The 20,215-nt window shown below is 44.8% G+C and carries 14 protein-coding genes; 1 reads left to right on the top strand and 13 read right to left on the bottom strand.

Translation table 11 applies throughout. From position 1 onward, the window contains the following. Nucleotides 1-42: 42 nt before the first annotated feature. The 8 genes from MKY44_RS13440 to MKY44_RS13405 all read right to left on the bottom strand — a co-directional run bounded on the left by MKY44_RS13440 (nucleotide 43) and on the right by MKY44_RS13405 (nucleotide 10,424). Nucleotides 43-1,698, bottom strand: coding sequence for a sugar ABC transporter substrate-binding protein (locus MKY44_RS13440; protein WP_341007455.1), 1,656 nt, complete (start codon nucleotides 1,696-1,698; stop codon nucleotides 43-45). Nucleotides 1,699-1,837: 139 nt separating this feature from the next. Beyond that, complete coding sequence (locus MKY44_RS13435; RefSeq protein WP_341007454.1) at nucleotides 1,838-3,379, bottom strand: response regulator; 1,542 nt, start codon at nucleotides 3,377-3,379, stop codon at nucleotides 1,838-1,840. Nucleotides 3,380-3,392: 13 nt separating this feature from the next. Beyond that, nucleotides 3,393-5,174 carry a sensor histidine kinase gene (locus MKY44_RS13430; RefSeq protein ID WP_341007453.1) on the bottom strand — a complete coding sequence of 594 codons (1,782 nt, stop codon included), beginning with the start codon at nucleotides 5,172-5,174 and terminating at the stop codon, nucleotides 3,393-3,395. Between the two features lie 4 nt (nucleotides 5,175-5,178). Then, nucleotides 5,179-6,294, bottom strand: a complete 1,116-nt coding sequence (locus MKY44_RS13425; RefSeq protein WP_341007452.1) for a response regulator transcription factor — start codon at nucleotides 6,292-6,294, stop codon at nucleotides 5,179-5,181. A 351-nt stretch (nucleotides 6,295-6,645) separates the two neighbouring features. Next, nucleotides 6,646-7,485, bottom strand: a complete 840-nt coding sequence (locus MKY44_RS13420; RefSeq protein WP_341007451.1) for a formylglycine-generating enzyme family protein — start codon at nucleotides 7,483-7,485, stop codon at nucleotides 6,646-6,648. A 133-nt stretch (nucleotides 7,486-7,618) separates the two neighbouring features. Beyond that, entirely contained in the window at nucleotides 7,619-8,254 is a 636-nt protein-coding gene (locus MKY44_RS13415) for a glycoside hydrolase family 11 protein (RefSeq protein ID WP_338594745.1), read from the bottom strand. 71 nt (nucleotides 8,255-8,325) lie between these two features. Then, nucleotides 8,326-9,099 carry an alpha/beta hydrolase gene (locus MKY44_RS13410; RefSeq protein ID WP_341007450.1) on the bottom strand — a complete coding sequence of 258 codons (774 nt, stop codon included), beginning with the start codon at nucleotides 9,097-9,099 and terminating at the stop codon, nucleotides 8,326-8,328. Between the two features lie 41 nt (nucleotides 9,100-9,140). Next, nucleotides 9,141-10,424, bottom strand: coding sequence for an SGNH/GDSL hydrolase family protein (locus MKY44_RS13405; protein ID WP_341007449.1), 1,284 nt, complete (start codon nucleotides 10,422-10,424; stop codon nucleotides 9,141-9,143). Between the two features lie 290 nt (nucleotides 10,425-10,714). On the opposite strand from MKY44_RS13405, the gene MKY44_RS13400 reads away from it, so the two are divergent. Beyond that, nucleotides 10,715-11,857, top strand: a complete 1,143-nt coding sequence (locus MKY44_RS13400; protein ID WP_341007448.1) for a glycosyl hydrolase family 8 — start codon at nucleotides 10,715-10,717, stop codon at nucleotides 11,855-11,857. Nucleotides 11,858-12,079: 222 nt separating this feature from the next. On the opposite strand, the gene MKY44_RS13395 is transcribed toward MKY44_RS13400, so the two are convergent. The 5 genes from MKY44_RS13395 to MKY44_RS13375 all read right to left on the bottom strand — a co-directional run bounded on the left by MKY44_RS13395 (nucleotide 12,080) and on the right by MKY44_RS13375 (nucleotide 20,194). After that, nucleotides 12,080-13,738, bottom strand: a complete 1,659-nt coding sequence (locus MKY44_RS13395; protein WP_445670649.1) for an ABC transporter substrate-binding protein — start codon at nucleotides 13,736-13,738, stop codon at nucleotides 12,080-12,082. 20 nt (nucleotides 13,739-13,758) lie between these two features. Next, nucleotides 13,759-14,688, bottom strand: a complete 930-nt coding sequence (locus tag MKY44_RS13390) for a carbohydrate ABC transporter permease (RefSeq protein ID WP_036615892.1) — start codon at nucleotides 14,686-14,688, stop codon at nucleotides 13,759-13,761. Nucleotides 14,689-14,715: 27 nt separating this feature from the next. After that, nucleotides 14,716-15,570, bottom strand: coding sequence for an ABC transporter permease (locus MKY44_RS13385; protein ID WP_036671100.1), 855 nt, complete (start codon nucleotides 15,568-15,570; stop codon nucleotides 14,716-14,718). A gap of 275 nt (nucleotides 15,571-15,845) precedes the next feature. Beyond that, nucleotides 15,846-18,197: a helix-turn-helix domain-containing protein gene (locus MKY44_RS13380; RefSeq protein WP_341007446.1), complete on the bottom strand. Its 2,352-nt coding sequence runs from the start codon at nucleotides 18,195-18,197 to the stop codon at nucleotides 15,846-15,848. A gap of 293 nt (nucleotides 18,198-18,490) precedes the next feature. Then, nucleotides 18,491-20,194, bottom strand: a complete 1,704-nt coding sequence (locus MKY44_RS13375; protein WP_341007445.1) for an RICIN domain-containing protein — start codon at nucleotides 20,192-20,194, stop codon at nucleotides 18,491-18,493. Nucleotides 20,195-20,215: the final 21 nt, after the last annotated feature.

Raw genomic sequence — 20,215 nt, 5'->3', positions numbered from 1 at the left:
CCTTTGGTTGATACCTTCCGAGAGAATCATTGCCGCATTTTTTTATTTAACAGACCAGTTCTCGATTCTCCATTTCAGTTGTTCATTAATCCGATCTTCATAGGATTTGACATCGATCTTCTTGTAAGCGTCTACATATTCAGTCCAAATGTTATCGAACTCATTCGGTTTTGACATGATTGCTTTAGGCAAGAATTTCAATGAGGTGTCTGTCATTTGTTTGTTCGCTACCGCAGCATCAGAGCCTTCTTTCAGATCGACCTGCCATGCTGGATAGTACACTGGATTTTCTGGTGCAGGAGAGAAGAAGTCACTCCACGTTTTGAAGCCGTATGCATCCAGAAGTTCTTTATCTTCCGGTTTGAGGTTGTCATAGAATTCCTCAGGTTGGTTGATCGCTCCAATTGCATTGCCATCTTCAAATGTTCCTTCGAGCTTCGGTGCAGCAGCGTAGAAACCTTCAGCTTTGTTAACCAATCTCCATGCTGGATCATCCTGCTCTGTCCGTTGCTCTGGTGTACGATAGAATCTTCCCTCTTCATTCACTTGATAGTCTACACCCTCTTCACCCCATGACAAGAGCTTCTGGTACTTCTCGTCCATAAGCTTATCGAGGAATTTGATGAGTGCGACAGGGTCTTCAGCATCTTTACTGATACCAAAACCATTGTTCAAGTTAATGACCGGACGATCCAGATAATGATCTGTGATACTTGTATCATAGACAAGCGGGAAGCCTACGTATGTCTGGCCAATTTTCCCCTGTGCTACGAGTGGGTCTTCGCCGGCTTGGAAATTCCAGTGCTGGTCGAACATGCTAAGCACACGTCCCGAAGAAATTTTGGCCAGATATTGATCGTAGTTCTGAACAAAGGCTTCTTTATCCAGCAATCCCTCGTTGTACAGATTGTTTAGTTCTTTATAATACCGTTTGGAGATATCTTTGTCGGCAAACACGGTTGCGACTCCACTATCATCTACGACTACGCCCCCGTCGTTGGGGTGACCCGTAAGATGTTCAGGTGGGTTAAGCAAAGGGAACGTCCGCCAGTCTGAAGCCAATGTAGTGAAACCAATCGTCGGTTGACCATCAATCGTTGGATTCTTGGCTGCATAATCACGGATCAACTTGGTGAAATCATCCAACGTTTTTGGAGTTGGGTACCCGGCATCCTTCAGTATGGACTTTTGGATCCAGAATGCAGGACCAGAATAATAGTTACTAATGAACTCCCCTGTATACACTCCATAGTTAGGCAACCAGTAAATATGTCCGTCACTGGAATCTTTCATCCGGTTCCAGTCTTTACCGAAATGTTTCTTTAGATTAGGTGCATGCTCTTCAATGAGATCTTCGAGCGGAATAACCGCACCCGCTGAGACCAACTTGGTGTCTGCTGTGATCAGATCCGGGAAATCGCCCCCGGCAATCATAACGCCCAACTTCTGTTGAAGATCACCTACTAGAAACTCCATCTCAAGATTAACGCCGAGTTCATCCTGAATCTTCTTGTAGATTCGGTTATCTTTAGCTGGCGCCTGATTTGGCGTTCCGATAAAGGCCGAGATGTTCAGTACCTCTTTCCCATCCTTTGTAGTCGCTTTCTCATTGTCACCGCTGCATCCTGCCAGTGCCAAACTCAAAGCCAGAACGAGTGATACGGAACCCCAAAGCTTCTTTTTCTTAAGTCCCCCCATGTACTTGCCCTCCTTGGAAGTGGTATGTCTTACTGTTTTTAGTATGAAGAAATGTATGCGGTTACAAAATATATACATTTAAGGTCTACCCCCCTGTAATTGTAGGTCTTATTCAGGAGGGGTTCTTCTTTTTCATGGATCAATTCGCATACTTTTGCCTGTATTCTACTGGTTTCATGCCTGTTCGTTTTTCGAAGTGTCTGAGAAAATGCTGGTAACTGCGGTACCCTACCTGCTCTGCAATCGCACTGGATGTTTGATTCGTCTGCTGGAGCAGACGCTTCGCTTCTTCCATTCTTAAATCATGTACTACCTCGATCACACCCTTACCATACTTTCGCAAAAAGGATTGCCCTAAATGGACAGGATTCACGTAGAATCGTTCTGCAAGCTCTTGGATCGTAAATGTCTCTCTGTAATGCATCTGCACATATTCAGCAACCGTCGCCTGGATGCCACCCATTTGCCTCTCCCGGAAAATTGCCAGTTCTGACTTGCATTGCAAACAGAAATGTTCCAGATTGTTAGCAACCTCTTCTATATTTCGATGGCCCTTCTCCAGAATTCCGCTCGCCAATTCATTCATTAGAGCATTAGGTTCTCCTCCTAATTCTCTACACAGGGACAGTCCGCGGAATATAATATGGGTAGAGAAAATATGTACAATCTCTGGCGCAGCCTTCATCTGTACAAACAGTTCAAAAGCACTCCGAATCGCAGACGAGAGTTCCTCTACAGAACCGTTTTCAAGCAAATCGCAAATATGGTCCACCTCTGACAGCGTTTCCGGATCAAACTGCCAATTCTCCAGCTGAATATCTTCGGCAAACAAAAGACGCTCTTGATTAAAAAACAAATAACGCCCAACTTCCTGAGCGGAGCGGAAGGATTCAGATAAATGCTCCAGTTTGTTGACCGTTAATCCAACCGCGATATGAATTTCTTCGCAGCCGTTATGTTGCATATTGTTCATCAAACGCTGGGTAAAAGCTTTAATTGCTTCAAATGTCTCATTTCTATCATTCGTTTCCTCCCCCCATACAAGTCCGAATGAGTCTCTTGTTCTGTCTATCATATAACAGCAAGTTGTTTCTTCAGCCGTTTGTTCGGCTACTGAACAGACTTCCTGAATATCTCCCTGAAAGGCTATCCGCAGGTATGCCCAATGGGACTTGTTCAAACGAGGAAGGATCTCTGACATCTCCTCCTCCGATATATTTTGCTTATCCTTAATCAGTGCAGACAAAAACGCTTTGATCCTTTGCTCGTTTGCTTGTCCTCTTATACGCTCCTGGGTTTCACGCTCCTGCAATTGCATACGGAGACGGACCAACATATCCTCTGCTTCTGTACTGTCAACCGGTTTGGTTAGATAGTTGGAGACACCTAATCGAATAGCTTGTCTGGCATAATTAAAGTCACTGTATCCACTCGTGATGACAAACAGCACAGACTCATGTTCCAATCGTCGTGCTTCTTCTACAAGTTCCAGCCCATTCATCACAGGCATACGAATGTCTGTCACCACGAGATCAGGTCGATCTTGTTCCATCATACGAATGGCTTCCTCACCGTTAGCGCATACGCCTCTGATTTCGAAACCATACTTTTCCCAATTGATCAGAAGCTGTAACCCTTCAATGGCATAAGGTTCATCATCGACTAACAGTACTTTGTACATGAGAGTTTACCTCCTATTTCCTCTGTTCCAGCTTGGAGATCGGTATACGGTACCCTGCAACGGTTTCCTCTCCAGGTACACTGCTTAGATCAAATATCGCATTTCCTTCATAAAAGAGTTCCAACCTGCGGTAGACATTGCGGAGTCCTACATGCTCGCCGTTCCTGGGTCTTTCAGAACGAATATCTCGCAGGAGCTCGGTTAATCTCCCTGCATCCATACCGATTCCATTATCGATCACCTGAATAACCAGTTCAGAAGAGTTTCGACTCGCCGTTATCTTGATTTGTCTTCCATTTTTTCGAGCCTGCAAGCCGTGTTTGCAGGCATTTTCGACGAGCGGTTGAATACTCATTCGGGGAATAAGCAACGAAGCTGCATCAGGATCAACCTCGAAGGTGTAATCAAACAGCTCTCCAAAGCGAAACTTCTCAATCTGGAGATAAAGATTCGTAAATTCCAGCTCTTCTTGCAAAGGAATCAGATTGTCAGAATGACTGAGCAACTGTCGCATCAGTTTGGACAGACTTTTAATAATCTCAATGACTTCCGTATATCCATTCTTCGTACTAACGACCAGCAAAGCATTCAATGTGTTAAATAAAAAATGGGGATTCATCTGACTCTGGAGCATCGACAATTCAGTCCTCACTTGATCCAGCTCCAGATCTTTTTGACGGATTTCCAGTTTATATACGTCATTAATCAGCGTATGAATTTTACCAATCATGATGTTAAATGTACGAATAAGCCCACCGATTTCGTCGCGGCCTTCGTGAATTTCAATCAGATCGAATCGTTCGTTACGAACCTTCTCCATATGTCTGGATAACTTGCGAATCCGATAGTGGTAGGAACGCAAAATAATGTAGATTAATACAGAGGGGACCACAATACTTAATGCAAGCAACCCCAGAATTGATTTAAAGGCTTCTTGCAAAAGATGGTCAAGGTGACGCGTATCGGCAACTCCAATCAATTTCCAACCCTTTAGGTAGGCTAGATTCCCCAACGATTTTTCGAGCGTGTAAGCAGAATCTCCAGATTCCTTGAGCATTGATTCATTATCAAGGGGGGATAAGTCGGTTTCGCTGAATTCCCCACTTGAAACGACAGTTCGATTGTTGCTGTCCACCAGACGCAGCTGAAGACTGTCTGATTCACGATTTAAAATGCTATACACCCGGCTAAGTTCCAGATCAATCTTGGAATACTTGTTGTAATTGGCATAGGAAGTATAGGTATCCATTTTGCCAATCACACTGATTCTTCTTCCCGCGTTAAATCCGGATGGCTCAATATAATCAACGACAAGAATGCCTCCACTGGTCGATTTCAGCTGTTTCAATCCAGGGAGTACATTCTTGTCTTTCATCACGATATAATGACTGCCCGTCTGAATGGTATCGTTATCCGTATAGATACGCACCTCCAGAATATTCGCTGACATGTACCGTGTTAATTTATCTCGCAGGAATGCATGGTAGACGTTGTAATAATCCACGGGGGAGTGATAGGTCCGATCCAGTGCCTCATAGAGCGAATCGTCTGCTGCAATAATTCGGCTCAGGGCAACGCTCTCATCAATCATGCCTAGCAGTTCCCCCGCAGCCCTGTCGATGGATTTACGCAGATTTTCCTGTTCTCTAATCTTGATATCCGCAGAGGTTCGTTCATAAAAGAAGATATTAATCGTTATTACAGGAAGGAGAATACTAAGTACATAAATAAGCAGAAATTTGGATCGGAGAGGAATATCATTAACCTTACTGAACATCCAGAATTTATGACGCATATAATCACCCTTGGTTTTTGTTTTTATAGACTGACGGAAGCTCCCCTGTATGCGCTCTGAACTTTTGGGTGAAATATTCAGCATCATGATATCCTAGCCTGAATGCAATGTCAGTGATCTTCATATTGGTACGTCGCAGAAGTTTACGGGCCTCCTCAACACGAAGCTGGTGCACATAGTCACTGAAACTGACCCCCATCTCCCGCTTGAACTGTTGACCCAGGTAGGCAGAATTCACGTGAATACGATTAGCTACATCTTGTAATTTAATTTTACTTCGATAGTGTTGCTTCAATTCATTCACTGCTTCTGAAACCAGCCCTCCCGTACCCGTCTTTTGCTTCAATTCAGACTGGGAAAGTTGCTCGGACAGTCGAACACACAGGTCTTGCAATGTGCCGGAAGACCAACTCGCAGCCTCATGCCATTCTTTTTCACATAGTATTTCTCTGCAACCCTCTCTTTTTCCATATTTTCGTAGCAACTCCCCATGGATATATCGAATGACATGATGTATCCATTCCAACGAAACCTCTGCCTTCTCACTTTTCTCTAACAGTGCACTCACTGCATTATCGATGGAATACGTGTTTTCTGCTTCAATCAACGCCAAGATCTCTTTGGAGATATTCATCATTTGCTCTAAATCATATTCTTCGCTTATTCGATATTCATTAAGATGATTCTCATAGGTTTCATCTGTAACCGTGACTCCATTTTTCTGTTTTTGCTCATTTCTGCGTTTGTCCAGAGGTTCAATCATTTCCATAAGGATTTGATGGATCTCCTCGGGAACAAGAGGTTTAAGCACGTACTGATCGACCTGATACCGTATGGCTTGCTTCGCGTAATTAAAATCGGAGTATCCTGTAACGATAACAATTTTAGAGGTATAGGCGAGATCTTCTCGCAAGGTGTGAATCAAACCAAGACCATCCATAACAGGCATTTGAATATCAGTGACGACAAGATCCGGTTCAACCGAGTTGAATAAAGCAAGTGCTTCCTCCCCATCTGTTGCCGTTCCGCAGAGTTCATATCCACAAGCTCGCCAGTCAATCATTGTTCTCCATCCTTCTAGCATAAACGGCTCATCATCCGCGACAATGACCTTGTACATTAGCTCACCTCACTTTTATCCTTGATCAGCTGCATGTATTTTATCTATATCAACAGGTAGATTCCAGTTGCTGTAAGAACGCTAAACAGCAGAACAACAGCAGGATTGTTGTCTGCTCGCACAACTTGGAGAACAAAATTTCTACCAGTCCCATCGTCATTAATCAATAACATAGAAATGGTTCTATCAGACCGAACCGAACTATAAGAACGCTCCGATTATAACGAAGCGCCGGGATGACAATTCAAGTGTAACGCTTACATTTTGGTACAACAACCTGATAAACTATAGGTTTTCACCCGACAAATTATAGGTCGGGTTCAGAAGTAATCCACTAACAAGCAGGGCATTTCATTCTCCACGCACAATACGGAATCCTTGATCGGGACCAAAACCATTTGCATCAAATTTGCCTCGAAATGATATTTCATTGTTATTGACACCGCCAATCCAGCCTCCACCTTTCACAACTCGCCAGGATTGATTGGGAATTTCCGAATCACTGTACCAGTCCCAGCACCATTCTCTCACATTCCCAGACATATCATAGATTCCTAACTCATTCGCCTTCTGAGTTCCGACTTTTTTGGTTTGATTACGGTTGCTCTCAATAGCGGGCCAGCTCCAGTCACCCGTCAGAATGTTCTCTCCGGCATTTACCCAGTACCAAGCAACTTCATCAGGATTATTACTTCCGCTGTATGTGTAATTTAAGCTCTTTTGACCTCCACTTGCAGCGTATTCCCATTCTGCCTCTGTGGGTAAACGGTAACCGTTGGCGTCCTCGTTGATCGTTACAATCCATTTTATATTGTCGTTTTCATTGTGATTATTCGTGTCCTGGTTGTCTTTGTCTATATTGTAATAAGGTTTCAGGTTTTCTTTTATACTTTTTTGATTACAGTATTCCACTGCGTCATACCAGCTGACCATTTCAACAGGCATGTCATCTCCCTTGAAGCCAGAAGGGTTTTCCCCCATAACCTCCATCCATTCTTTTTGAGTTACTTCGTATTTGCCAATATAGAAGGAATCCAGCGTTTCATTCCTATCAATCTGACTCGGCTTACTACTTTTGAAGGCTCCCCCTTCGACAAATACCAAGTCATCGTTTAATTTGGTATTAGTTGCTGAACAAGCACTTAGACTAACGACTATAGCGATTAAAGTTAACCATACCAGCTTCCTCATTCAATTATTCTCCTTTACTAAGCTTAAATCCGGCAACGTCGAGGTCCGTTAGTTTGGAGAATAACGTTACTCAACGCTACCGGAAAATTGAATTCAAATGCAGGTGCAGAAGTTGAACTACATCACATCATTTTTACCAAACCGTCACGTTTGCGCTTCCGCTACTTTGATAACCTTCCGTTGCCATCACCTGATAGGACCAGCTGTTGCCTAAGTACATCCCTTTGCTCGCCCATGCATTCACATGATTACTGAACGTGATGGTAGAATTGACTCCGATTGGTTTCTTGGACTGTCTAACACTCCAATACTGAGGGAAAGTCTGCGTACCATCAATGGAAGGTGCATTGTATCTCATCGTTGTATAGATGTCATATGTGCCGCCATCACTAGTCATAGAGCCCTTGTACGTGCCAGTCGGACGATACGTTCCCCAGCTATCCACCACGTAATATTCAATTAGAGCGTTTCTAGTCCAACCATAGAAAGTGAGATAGCCGTTACCTGAAGGAGAGAATACGCCGGCATTGTAATTGACCACTCGATTAGGCGTGCCATATGTCCACCCTTTACCGACAACGAAGTTACCTACATTCTGCCAGTTTACACTATAGTTCCCTCCTGATCCGTTAACAGCGTTGACCGTTCCTCCACCATCTGTCCAATTTTGCCAATAATCTGTTGCAGCGCTGGATGTTGCTGCAAAGACACCAAAACTCATGGAAGCTGCAAGAACAACGGTCATTAATTTTTTGCCAAATTTGAACATGGATGATACCTCCTGATATTTTAATAGATTTGGTTGATGCTACAATCCGATATGAATGTTTTTTAGCAAATTCACTTGAAAAGACGTTGCGAAAACAGATAAAGATCGTTCTTCCACACGGGCCAATCATGTCCTCCACTTTCCTCATGCCAGATATGGGGTACTCCGTGTTGCGCCAAATATTGGTGAACCCCAAGACTAATCTCTATTAGATTGTCCTGTTCACCGCAAGAGATCCATAACAGCGAGAGTAATGAAGGCGCTTTCGAAAGATCAGGGACAAGTAGCTCCGGACTTCTGGTATTTGGGGCTGCGGAGAAAGCACCGATCCATGCAAAATGGTCTAGATTACTTAATCCGATATTTAAGGATTGACCTCCACCCATGGATAAACCAGCAATCGCCCTTTTATCCCGGCTTTTATGCAAAGGGTAGTTCGACTCCATGTAAGGTATTAAATCGTTGAGCAGATCGGATTCAAACCGTTTAAATGCTTTGATTTTCTCAGGTTCAAACAGGTCTCCTTCGGCTCGGTCATTCGACATTGCGCGACCGTTGGGGAAAACAATAACCATCGGCTCAAGCAAATTATCGTTGTACAGATTATCGAGAATAATTTGCGGAGAACCATGAGTATGCCATTCGGTTTCGTCTCCGCCAATACCATGCAAAAGATAAAGTACAGGATACATCGTTGTCGAAGAAAATTCTGGTGGGGTGTACACCATCGCTTTACGGGAATTGCCAACCGTGGTGGAAGGATACTCTACCGTCTCCACGACTCCACGTGGTATATTCTCCCGATACTGGTCATATCCCGTTACTGCTGGTGAGATCAATTTCATTCTCTTTTCCTCCGAACATATGAGTGACTATCAGTCTTCAGTTAATCCACATAGCCAAAACCCAGAATAGTGAAGTATTTATGTTCATGACCTTCCACCATTTCGATCTCGATGGAGTGCTCCCCCACATGCTCTTCGTTAAGCAGAAGTGTGGCATGGCAATGGGTCCAGTTCACTTGACGAGGATCAACTTTTTGGACGAATACCCCATCTACCTTGATATGTGCAGTTCCGAATTCGTCGTTACCAGAATCCTTGAAGATCAGAATGAGGCTCTTGCACTGCAAACTTATCCGAAAGCTGCTCTGAGCCTCTTTGTCCTCTCCTGTACGCATCCAGTTGTTGGGAAACTGAGGTGTACCATAGTCATGAGCATCCATCTCAGCCATCTGCAGATCCATGTCTGTTTTACAAAAAGAGCCTGCATCGATTCGGGCAATGTGATTGCCGTTTTTCCGATCCAACAGCTTCACATTAACAAATTCATTTCCAATTAGCGGAGCTTTTTCAATATCATGATCTTTCTCATCCCACTCAGAACGATTCGTTACGTCGAACAAATATTCCAAACAATCGGCCATAATTCGATGCCCTATGTTAGTTGGATGATATATATCATGGAAAAATTGCTTTTTGGAAATAACGTTGCCTTCACCTCTTGTCTTACTGAACTGATCTACGACAGCATCTTTCACACTTACCATTGGCAGATCATAATGCCAGCCTACCGGAGCGAGACGATCCTGTAGATTCCAGTCATTTTCGAATACACTGAATAACAAGATGACCGCTGGCTTGTTATCGGCAGTAAGTGCTTTAAGTACCAGACTCTCGTAACATTTACCTTGGGTTTCATCATCTGCGTCATTGACCGCGAATTCGATTATGACAATATCCGGCTGAACGGCACCTCCCCTCAGCACATCACGATCATAACGTACAATCCCCAGTTCTGAAGGAGTTCCACCCACACCTGCTTTAATCAGATGAATCGGACTATATTTTGAAAGCGCAAACATAAACTTGAACGACTCATACGACCGATAAGCGTAACTTTGGAGATGAATAGGTACTGCACCAGCACCATGGGTAATGGAGCCTCCAATATAAGCGATAACGACAGGTTCGCCGTTTTTTGCCTTCTCAATGGCTCGTTTTAATCTGACATTATTTCCTTTGTTCAGAAGAGATCGGCCAATCATGTCGCGATATCTAGGTGACTCAAAATCAATTGCGGGCTTGACTGCCGACGCTGTCACTCCAACTGGATCGCGCGGTGCAGTGAATTCCGTGTTTTCACCTGCATCTCCTGAATCCTGGAGCATAAATCATCATCACATCCTTCCGGTTAGATTCTGACCATCCTCAAACAACATTTAAAGAATCACAGCTTGTATTATTATTAGATCAGATGTGATCCTTCTCCCAAAGTGTATCCCTTACATAATTTTACAACAACCTGACAAAGTATAGGATTTTAACCAATATATCATTTTAATTTGAGTACAATGACATGCACATCAGAACACCTATAATTTTTCATGTAAACGCTTTAATTTGTATACTATTTCCATGTTATAATTTTGAAAAACCGCATTGATGAAGGAGGATTCTCATGAATATTACGGGTCAAGGCGCTTGGGATACGGGTACATATACAAATCTGTTTTTGAAGCTAGGTTACGATGAAAATGAGATCACGTACAGATTGGAAGAAACATGGAACGAGCTGTTTTATGGCGATGAAAATACTCGAATATATTACCCCATGGGTGAGGACAAGGGTTATTTTCTGGACACTGGTAATCTCGATGTTCGCTCCGAGGGCATGTCCTATGGCATGATGATGGCTGTTCAGATGGACAAAAAAGAGGAATTTGATCGACTCTGGAATTTCTCACACACGTTTATGCAACATAAAGCGGGACGTTATAAAGATTATTTTGCCTGGCATTGCAAGCCTGACGGAACCCGACTCTCACAAGGTCCTGCTCCTGATGGTGAGGAGTTTTTTGCCATGGCGCTTTTTTTTGCCTCCAACCGCTGGGGCGATGGCGCTGAGCCTTATGATTACAAGGCACAAGCCCGCAAAATCCTTCGTGCATGTATACATCAGGGCGAAGACGGCGAAGGTGATCCCATGTGGGACCCGGAAACAAAACTGATCAAATTCATACCAGAAACACCGTTTAGCGACCCATCCTACCATCTGCCTCATTTTTATGAGCTATTCGCGAAATATGCGGATGAAGAAGATCAGAGCTTCTGGAAAGAAGCGGCGGCCGCTAGTCGGGCTTACCTTCATACAGCCTGCCATCCCGTAACCGGACTATCACCTGAATATGCGAACTATGACGGCTCTCCCGCTCCAATACAGCCGCATGGTGATTTCAGACATTTTTACAGTGATGCCTACCGTGTTGCTGCAAATATAGCGCTGGACTGGGAATGGTTCCGTAAGGATCACTGGCAGATCGAACAATCCAATCGGATTCAATCCTTCTTCAGTGATATTGAAATGTCCGATTATCGTCGTTATACAATAGAAGGTGAACCTTTCGACGAACCTTCACTGCATCCTGTAGGTTTGCTGGCTACCAATGCCATGGCTTCACTGGCTGCGGACGGTCCACATGCTGACACATTCGTTCGCAAGTTCTGGAACACACCTCTGCGTCAGGGAGAGCGACGTTATTACGACAATTGCCTGTATTTTTTCAGCATGCTGGCTCTAAGCGGAAGATATCGCATGTACTAAAGTAAGGGAACGTGCACGAGCCGTTGAACCTGTCCTGTGAACGTTTAGCTTGCAGGACAGGTTCAATCACATAATTTTAATAAGGATACAATGATATTACGATCTAATCTATATCCATAAAAAACGTTCCCGGCTCGCAAGTGCTAACTGCGAACCGGGAACGTTTGGGTGTGCAAATACAGGCAGTAACTTTTCCCGCTCTGTATGATTCAGATACTTTAATTATTTGGAAACAGGAGAAGTATCATAGGAAGACTGCATAATCTCCAGATATCGATTAATGTTCAGTCCCTCCAGGCCTTTCACATATTCATCCCAATCCTTATCCAGATTTTTGGCGCCTGTAATAAATTGCAGGGCGTTCTGATCGATGTAATCCTTGAGATTGGTCTGCATCATGCTGGCTTCATCAGCTTGGGACGGATCTACCCACAATGCCCAATGAGGGAAAATCTCTTTAGGTTCCTTGCCCTCCATTAACAATGTGGCCTCATAGAGACGTCGCTCACCACCATCATTGGCATAGATGTCTGTCCCCTGTACTTCGGAGTCCCGATATGCCTGATAATGATTGTACTGACTCAATGCAGCCCAACTGTCATTACGAGGTTCTTCTCCAGAAGGAAGCGGAATGGCTTTATATAACGGCTCAATCTGATCATTGAGCGCCACTTCTCCTTCTTTTGGTTTGCGCCAGCTTACGCCCTCTTCTCCCAGATATGATGCCATGGTTCCTTCCTGGGTATAGAGATAATCCAGCAGCTTTATGGCCGCAATCTGCGTTTCCTCACTGGCTTTGTTTGTCAGTACAAAAGATGCTCCGGGATCAATCGGATAGTTGTACGTAGCATAAGCAGCATGGGGTCCCTTCAATGGAGGGATGGGATTGTAATCATTCCCGTAAGGAGAACCTTCGGCAGTGGTTACGAATAATGATGGATGCATCGCTGCTCCCGCACCGAGAAGCTGTGCATCAGCGTTATCGCCAATTTTTTTGAAGGCCCCGACGTTTTGGGTAAATGCCCCTGGATCAATCAACCCTTCATCGTACAGTGATTTAATATAGGCAAGCCCTTCTTTCCACTCCGGTTTGTTCACTACGGTCTCCACTTTCCCCTGATTGACAATGAGATAATTCCGATCGTCGTCATAGATAAAACCGTTCATCAAGTACGGAATAATGTGCACACCGAAATTTTCAGTCGAACCGCTTAGCGGTACTTCGTCGGCTTTACCGTTCCCGTTCGGGTCTTTCGTTTTAAATGCCCGAAGCATTTCCTTAAATTCTTCTGTCGTCGTGGGTTCGGTCAGGCCCAGTTGTTCCATCCATTTGGTGTTGACCCACATCTTGTTCGGGTATGAACAGTGAAAACATTCATTCAGACCCGTCAGACCATAGATATTTCCGTCGGGAGCAGTGTTCATGGCCCGATAATAGTCATTGCTTTCAAGCACTTTTTTAATATTGGGAGCATGCTCCTCAATCAGGTCATTCAGCGGCAAAATAACCCCCTGCTGACCAAACTTCAACAAGTCTGTCTGGGAGAAACGATCTACCCAAGGGATGAGCAGATACAAGTCCGGATAATCACCGGAAGCCAGTGAAATCTGTCTTTTCTCCGCTGCACCGTCGAATGGAACCGTAGTCCAGTTGAACTGAATATCAAACTTCTCTTCCATTTTCTTCGTGAATTTGTTAGTGGACAGGTTGGTATCTGAACCCTGGTGAGCAAACACATTAATGGCTGTCTTGCCTGATGGATCGCTGCCTTCCCCGTTCCCCTTATCAGAACTTGAACATCCGGCAAGTACCACGGAGGTAAACAGCATACAGGCAAGAATGATGAATCCCGCTTTTTTCAATATAATCCTCTCCCTCATGAATAATAGAAAAAATGAACTTATCCTTTGACTGAGCCAATCAGCATACCTTGCACGAAATACCGTTGAACAAAAGGATAGATGATTAGCACCGGCAAGCTGGCCATGACAATTAACGAGTACTTCATGAGTTCAGCCATTTGCTGCTGTTTGATCATTTCCGATGCATCCATACTCCCCGTACTGCTGTTCAGAATAAGAATACTGCGCAATATCAGCTGTAGCGGATAGAGCGACTGTGATTTCAGATAGATGAGGGCGTCAAAGTATGCATTCCACTGACCGACAGCGTACATAAGTGACAACACGGCGATAATCGGTTTGGCGAGTGGCAGGATAATACTGAAGATAAACCGGATGTCACTGCAGCCATCGATGTCTGCTGCTTCGGACAATTCTTCCGGTATCGAGTTCTGAAAAAAGGTACGAGCAATGATGACTTGCCATACCCAGACGGCATTGGGAATCAGCAACGCCCAGCGGGTATCAATCAGTCCCATGGTTTTGACCACCAAATAGGTAGGGATCAAACCGCCTGAGAACAACATGGTGAAGGTAATAAACATCATTAACGAGCTGCGGCCAACAAACGTTTTTTTGGATAATGGATAAGCAATCATAATGGTCAGTGCCACGCTGATGAAGGTGCCGCAGGCTGTATAAAAAAGGGAATTGGCATACCCGGTAAGGACTTGATCATTCCGCAATACAGACTTGTAACCGTCAAACGTCAGGTCAATGGGCCACAACCAGACTTTTCCCGAGGAGACGGCAGCAGGGCTGCTGAGCGAAGAACTCACAATATATATCAAGGGATACAGCACGGCAATCAGCACCACTGTCAACATGAAGTACACAACCGTTATAAATACGCGGTCTCCCCAGGATTCACGAATCGTACTGCTGCTCTTGATCCGCGAACGACCTGCATTTGTCTGTGTGTTAGGCATGGGTTGGTTCTCCTCCTTTCGCTCCCGTTACCATAAGCTTGTATTGGAGAGTCGCTTGGCAACCGCGTTTACAATTAATAGCAGAATCAGGTTAATCACCGAGTTGAACAGACCAACCGCAGTAGCGAAGCTATAATTGGCATTCAGCAATCCTATTTTATAGACATACGTGGAGATAATCTCCGAAGCAGACAGGTTGAGCGGATTTTGCAGCAAATATATTTTTTCGAACCCAACAGCCATGATATTCCCTACACTCAGGATCAGAATGATGACGGCTGCCGGAAGTAGTCCAGGCAGATCAACATTGATGATTTTCTGTATTCGGTTGGCTCCGTCCACTTTGGCGGCTTCATACAGGGATGGATCAACACCTGCCAGAGCAGCCAGATATATCACAGCGGAGTACCCCATACCCTGCCACACATCGGAAAATACGTAGATGGATCGAAACAGTCCGGGCTCACCGAGAAAATTCACTGCTTCGAAACCAAGGGCGCCTGCAATCGTGTTGACAATACCCAGCCTAGGAGACAGAAAGAGCATAATGATGGAAACCATAACAACGGTAGAGATGAAATATGGAGCATACGTCACCATTTGTACTGTTTTTTTGAATCGTATGTTTTTGATTTCGTTCAGCGCGAGCGCCAGTAATATAGGAATCGGGAAGCCAACGATCAGGCTGTAAAACGAAATGTAGAGCGTGTTCTTGATCAGCATAACAAAAGCCGGATTTTTGAAAAGTAATTCGAAATACTTGGTTCCGGCCCACGGACTGCCCCAGATCCCCTTGATGACGTTGTAATCTTTAAATGCCAGGACCGCATTCACCATGGGTACATACTTGAAAATAATAAAGTAAGCAATCGGTGGCAGGATCAGCAGATATAGCTGCCAATGTCGCCTCCAGCTTCTGGATAATGCTTGCTTCAAGGCAAACGCTTTACTTGGTTTCTCCACGGACTTTGATTCACTGGTCATTGTGGTTCTCAGAATCATCCCCCCATTCTTGGCTCCCAATCGTGCTGAACTTCAGCTCAATTTGGTAGCGCTTACTTTTTGAGTAATCATAAGATTGCGCTGGGGATGCGTAAAGGTACAGTTACGCTGAGAAAGTACAAAAAGCGAATATAGTTCCCGAGAAACAGCCTACATTAACCGCTATGAACGTCCATTTTCCGAAATACACTCGGAGAAATGCCGCGTACCCGCTTGAAAGCTCGGCGAAACGAATGTGCACTGTTATACCCGGTGGCCTCCGCTATCTCGTCAATGGTCTGACCAGTGGAGTGTAACAAGTTCGAGGCAGCATCAATGCGTACCCGTTCTACATAATCGGAAAGATTCTCTCCTGTATGTTCTTTGAACAGTTGGGATATAAACTTCTCGGACTTGCTCATGTGCTCGGCAATCCGATAGATCGTCAAGTTTGCATCCCCATAATGTTGTTGGATAAAACAAATCATTTCGCTTACAGTATCCGCATGTGCTCCTGCTCTTCTTCTCTGGAAATCACCGCAGATGTCTTCTGTTAACCGTTTGAACTTTGCACGCAGCGAAGTAATCGTTTCTGTCATCTGAATGGATGTCACCCGAGATTTATATTCCTCCAGCAGGGAGGCATCCAGCTTGAATTTGGGTTCGTCCAGCTTCAGAAAAGTCCCCTTCAGCTCCATGATGAACTGCTGTGTCATCTCGTAGGACAGTTCCCGCTCCTCTAAATTACGAAGAAACAATTGCTCCAGAATACGTATCGCCTCTTCAGGTTCCCCGACTTTGATCGTGTTTAGCAGGCGCTGTTCAGACTCAATCGGATAATAGAACATTTCATTTTCCTTCATCGTATCTTCAAATCTCACCAGATGATCTGTTCCCATATGAATGGCATAATCCAGAGCTTGTTTGGCTTCGTCAAAGGAACGCCCTGCATCATTCCAAACCTCGTAAGCTGCACCTGTGCCAATTGTTGTGGATATCCGATGCTCCCGGTAGATCACTTTCATCAAGGTGTTCAGCTCTTTTTCACATCTCCCTATAGCTTCATTCAGTTCGTTCTCATCCAATGGACAGGCAAAAGCGATCTGGTCTGTTCCCCAATCAGTGATTAGCAGCTGCGCATTCCACTCTGTAAGCACTTGTTTGATGAGCAGCCTTGCAACACCCAGTTCATGGATAGTTTCTTCACTGTCCGGATTGGCATATCCGTTGACCTTCACTAAGCCTGCCAAGCCCTTGCTGCTATGAAGAGAAATGTGCGCCTGGGATGAGATAACCTCCAACTCAAGTGAGGTATAGACTTCTCCCGTTAACAAACGTTTGATAAAACCATCTCTCAATAACGGAATCTGCTCATTCATGGCGTTTTTAAGTGAGTCATTATTAGCAATCAGATTGTTAATATGGCTTGCCAAAAAATCATATTCATTGCCCCGTCTGCCTGGGGAATCGGTGATTTGTTCCCGAAAAGAGGCCAACAATCTGTAAACGGGTGCACTATTCCGATAGGCCAGAACCAGCCCGAATAACAGTCCCAAGGCAATGGTTGCCAAAGTAAAGACCAGCGTGACTTGTTTGATTTGGTCCGCTTTTGTCATGAGTGCTTTCTCCGGAATCCCTGCCATGTAATTCCATCCATTTTGACTGGACTGCATCGATATCAGCAGCCGACCATCACTTCCAGGCTGTACATTCTGCCCGTTCAGCTCTGTTTCCGCAGCGTTACCTTTTCTCTGGCGACTCTGTGCCATTTGCTCGGCTTCGGCTTGTTCAATGCCATGGGAGAAAATGATCTGTCCTTCCGCATCAGTGACGAGAGTCCAGCCGCCATATTGATCCACAATATTTTGAGTAAGGCTGGCCATCTGATCCTGATCAATCATGACACCAATCGTTGCTTGCGGTTTGTTAAAGCTGTTCAAAGGCAGAGATTGCAGAAACGTAATGGCGGGAACGTCTGCTAGCACAGTGCCGAGTATTTCACGTTTATAGTTTCGAAGCGGTATGATTTCATTAAAGTGTGGTTGTTTGAGAATTTGGTCATGCCATTGTTCAAACGACATACCGTCCAGCTGATTGGCAGCATAATAATGCTCTGGACGATAATACACAGTTCTTGGTGTGATGATAGCATTGTAGTTCGGAATGTGAATGAAGAAATGGGACAAGTAATCATTGGTACTGCTGTACATGGAGAGGCTCCGCTGCATGCGGTTCATACCGTAGACATTGTAGAGATCATGCGGCTTTGGGCCAGCAATTAAATTTTGCAAATCGGGATTGACGGCAAGCTGTCTGGTAAAAGCTTCGACTTGAAGAAGATTTCGCTCAATGATCTCTTTGCCAAGACTCAGCGATTTCAAACTGTTCTCAATGGAGCTGGAACGAGCTGCTTCAATGGAAGCTCGGTAAGAGGCATATCCCGCAATTTGAGGAATCATCAGAATGACGAGATACGAAATGAGGAAACGGCGGAACATAGGTGAAAATTTGGACCATAGGAGCTGCATATGTACCCTCCCTTTTTTTATCAAGCGCTTACATTTCTCTGTGATAAGGTAGCTGTTCAATGATACACCGGGCATTTCTTCCTGGTGAAGGTACAACTTCTTCCTTATGGTACATTTACATACTGTAGCGTACAATGCTTGCATGAAAATAATTGTCGGTCTGCGGGTTAGCGCACAAATATAGTTGTATTTTACCTTCGCATGACACCCATCCCAAAGTATCAAAAATAAACGCAAAAAACCTCCCCAGTCATGGAATGACTTGGGAAGGTTTTTGTTTAACGTTGTGCTTATTAATTGCTAACGGCAACAAATTTCCATTGTTGGTTTGTAGCACCTGTGTAGGTGTTCTGCTGCAGCTTGGCTCCATCCGAAGTGGAAGCGTTCGCCACTTCAATCGCTTTATTGCTGTTCACGTTGATGATACTCCAGTACCCATTACCAAGATCGTTGACCTTAAAATGCTGAGCGGTCGTGTTCAGATTGCTCATGAGTTGAACCGCTTCCCCATTGGTGAGGGTACCGTTGCGAATATCGATGACTTTGTCAGGCGAGTTCACACTTGTCAGTGTATAGTTGCCGTTTCCGATCGAAGTCAGAACCCACTTCTGAGGGTTACCGCCCAGATCGCTCCACTGCTGGAGCTGAAGATTGTTTTCATTTTGACCACCAGGGACATCAACAACCATGTTGGAATGCCGGGCTACAATTTTATAAGTTGCACCGGATACAAGACCTGTTGTTGGTCCACCTGTTCCACTGCCAGGGTAAGTCTGAGCACGTTCATGGTACCAGTTAAACAGGAATCGTCCCATGGCACTCCGTGAAGCATCTCCATCCCATTTCAGTCCAGCCGTAGGATCGGCAAAGGAGCTTCGCGGCCCTTCACTTAGAATGAATCCGTTCATATGAGCTGCAATGCTGACATTGCCTGATGCGTTGAAGATCGTTTTGGTATTCGTGCCGAATCCTTCATTGCTGCCATTAAACAAGTTCCAATAGGCCGAATCGCCAGGTTTGTTTTTGAACCAGGTTACCTCGGTAATGTTAATCGGATATTTGTCAGCGGCTGCCTTCACGTTGGTATTCCACTGGTCTTGCAGGATGGAGAAGTTGTCGTATGCGCCATAACCAGGGTACCAGTGAACCGCATACCCATAGTTGTTGAGCGGGTCAGTCAATGGATGGCTTGCCGTCAAGCTGTAAAATTGGTTGTAGCCCAGACCTGCCGCCCAGATGACGTTGTCCGCACCTTTGCTGCGAATTGTTGAAATCATGGAATTTTGGAAATTACGCAAGTCATTCCAGTGATCCACAAAGTCATTTTCCCCGTTGTATCCACCCCAATGTCCATTGGCATAGGATTTCACCGGTTCGTTGACCAGTTCGAAGTGAACGTTGTCTGCACTTTTGATCTCCGGGCGTGAAGCGAGATAACCCCAGATTTCGTTGAATTTTTGCAGGTTGGCAGGTGTTGTTGCCTGATCATCCTTCAATGTGAAGTCTAGTCCCAGAACAACATAGACACCTTTTGTTTTGGCATATTGAATGTACGGAATAATTACATTTTGCGTAACGGTCTGCACACCGGCAAAGTTATATGTACCAGCAGCCACATCTCCCATGTCCTGACGATCGATGAACAGACGTACCTGATTCATATTCCAGCCATGATTGCTTCCATACTTCGCGCTGGTGTCCGCAAATGTATCGGTAATGTCTTTCAGATAAGCCAGTGTAGCTGCATGACGGTTATTGCCGTGCAGATTGAGATAATAATTGCTGTCCTGATATGTCCAGTAGGCACCTGAGGGTTGATGCCAACCGTTCAGAAGCACAGGCTGATTGTTGCTGTTCACAAGGTTTTTGCCGTTTACGTGCAGCTTGCCCATCGGCATGCCCACCCATGCTTCGGCGCGGCTGCCTCCCCATGGAACAATTGTGATCAATAAAGCGAGAATGAGTACAAGTTTACAAGATGTCATGAACTTCTTCACTATAATTCCTCCTGATCTGAT

The sequence above is a fragment of the Paenibacillus sp. FSL R7-0026 genome, assembly GCF_038004485.1.
Lineage (GTDB): Bacteria > Bacillota > Bacilli > Paenibacillales > Paenibacillaceae > Paenibacillus > Paenibacillus xylanexedens_A.
This window is presented reverse-complemented; position numbering and strand designations above follow the sequence as displayed.

Coding starts and splice junctions, on each gene's coding strand:
- MKY44_RS13440 (WP_341007455.1), bottom strand. CDS start 1,698: ATGGGGGGACTTAAGAAAAAGAAGCTTTGGGGTTCCGTATCACTCGTT.
- MKY44_RS13435 (WP_341007454.1), bottom strand. CDS start 3,379: ATGTACAAAGTACTGTTAGTCGATGATGAACCTTATGCCATTGAAGGG.
- MKY44_RS13430 (WP_341007453.1), bottom strand. CDS start 5,174: ATGCGTCATAAATTCTGGATGTTCAGTAAGGTTAATGATATTCCTCTC.
- MKY44_RS13425 (WP_341007452.1), bottom strand. CDS start 6,294: ATGTACAAGGTCATTGTCGCGGATGATGAGCCGTTTATGCTAGAAGGA.
- MKY44_RS13420 (WP_341007451.1), bottom strand. CDS start 7,485: ATGAGGAAGCTGGTATGGTTAACTTTAATCGCTATAGTCGTTAGTCTA.
- MKY44_RS13415 (WP_338594745.1), bottom strand. CDS start 8,254: ATGTTCAAATTTGGCAAAAAATTAATGACCGTTGTTCTTGCAGCTTCC.
- MKY44_RS13410 (WP_341007450.1), bottom strand. CDS start 9,099: ATGAAATTGATCTCACCAGCAGTAACGGGATATGACCAGTATCGGGAG.
- MKY44_RS13405 (WP_341007449.1), bottom strand. CDS start 10,424: ATGCTCCAGGATTCAGGAGATGCAGGTGAAAACACGGAATTCACTGCA.
- MKY44_RS13400 (WP_341007448.1), top strand. CDS start 10,715: ATGAATATTACGGGTCAAGGCGCTTGGGATACGGGTACATATACAAAT.
- MKY44_RS13395 (WP_445670649.1), bottom strand. CDS start 13,738: ATGAGGGAGAGGATTATATTGAAAAAAGCGGGATTCATCATTCTTGCC.
- MKY44_RS13390 (WP_036615892.1), bottom strand. CDS start 14,688: ATGCCTAACACACAGACAAATGCAGGTCGTTCGCGGATCAAGAGCAGC.
- MKY44_RS13380 (WP_341007446.1), bottom strand. CDS start 18,197: ATGCAGCTCCTATGGTCCAAATTTTCACCTATGTTCCGCCGTTTCCTC.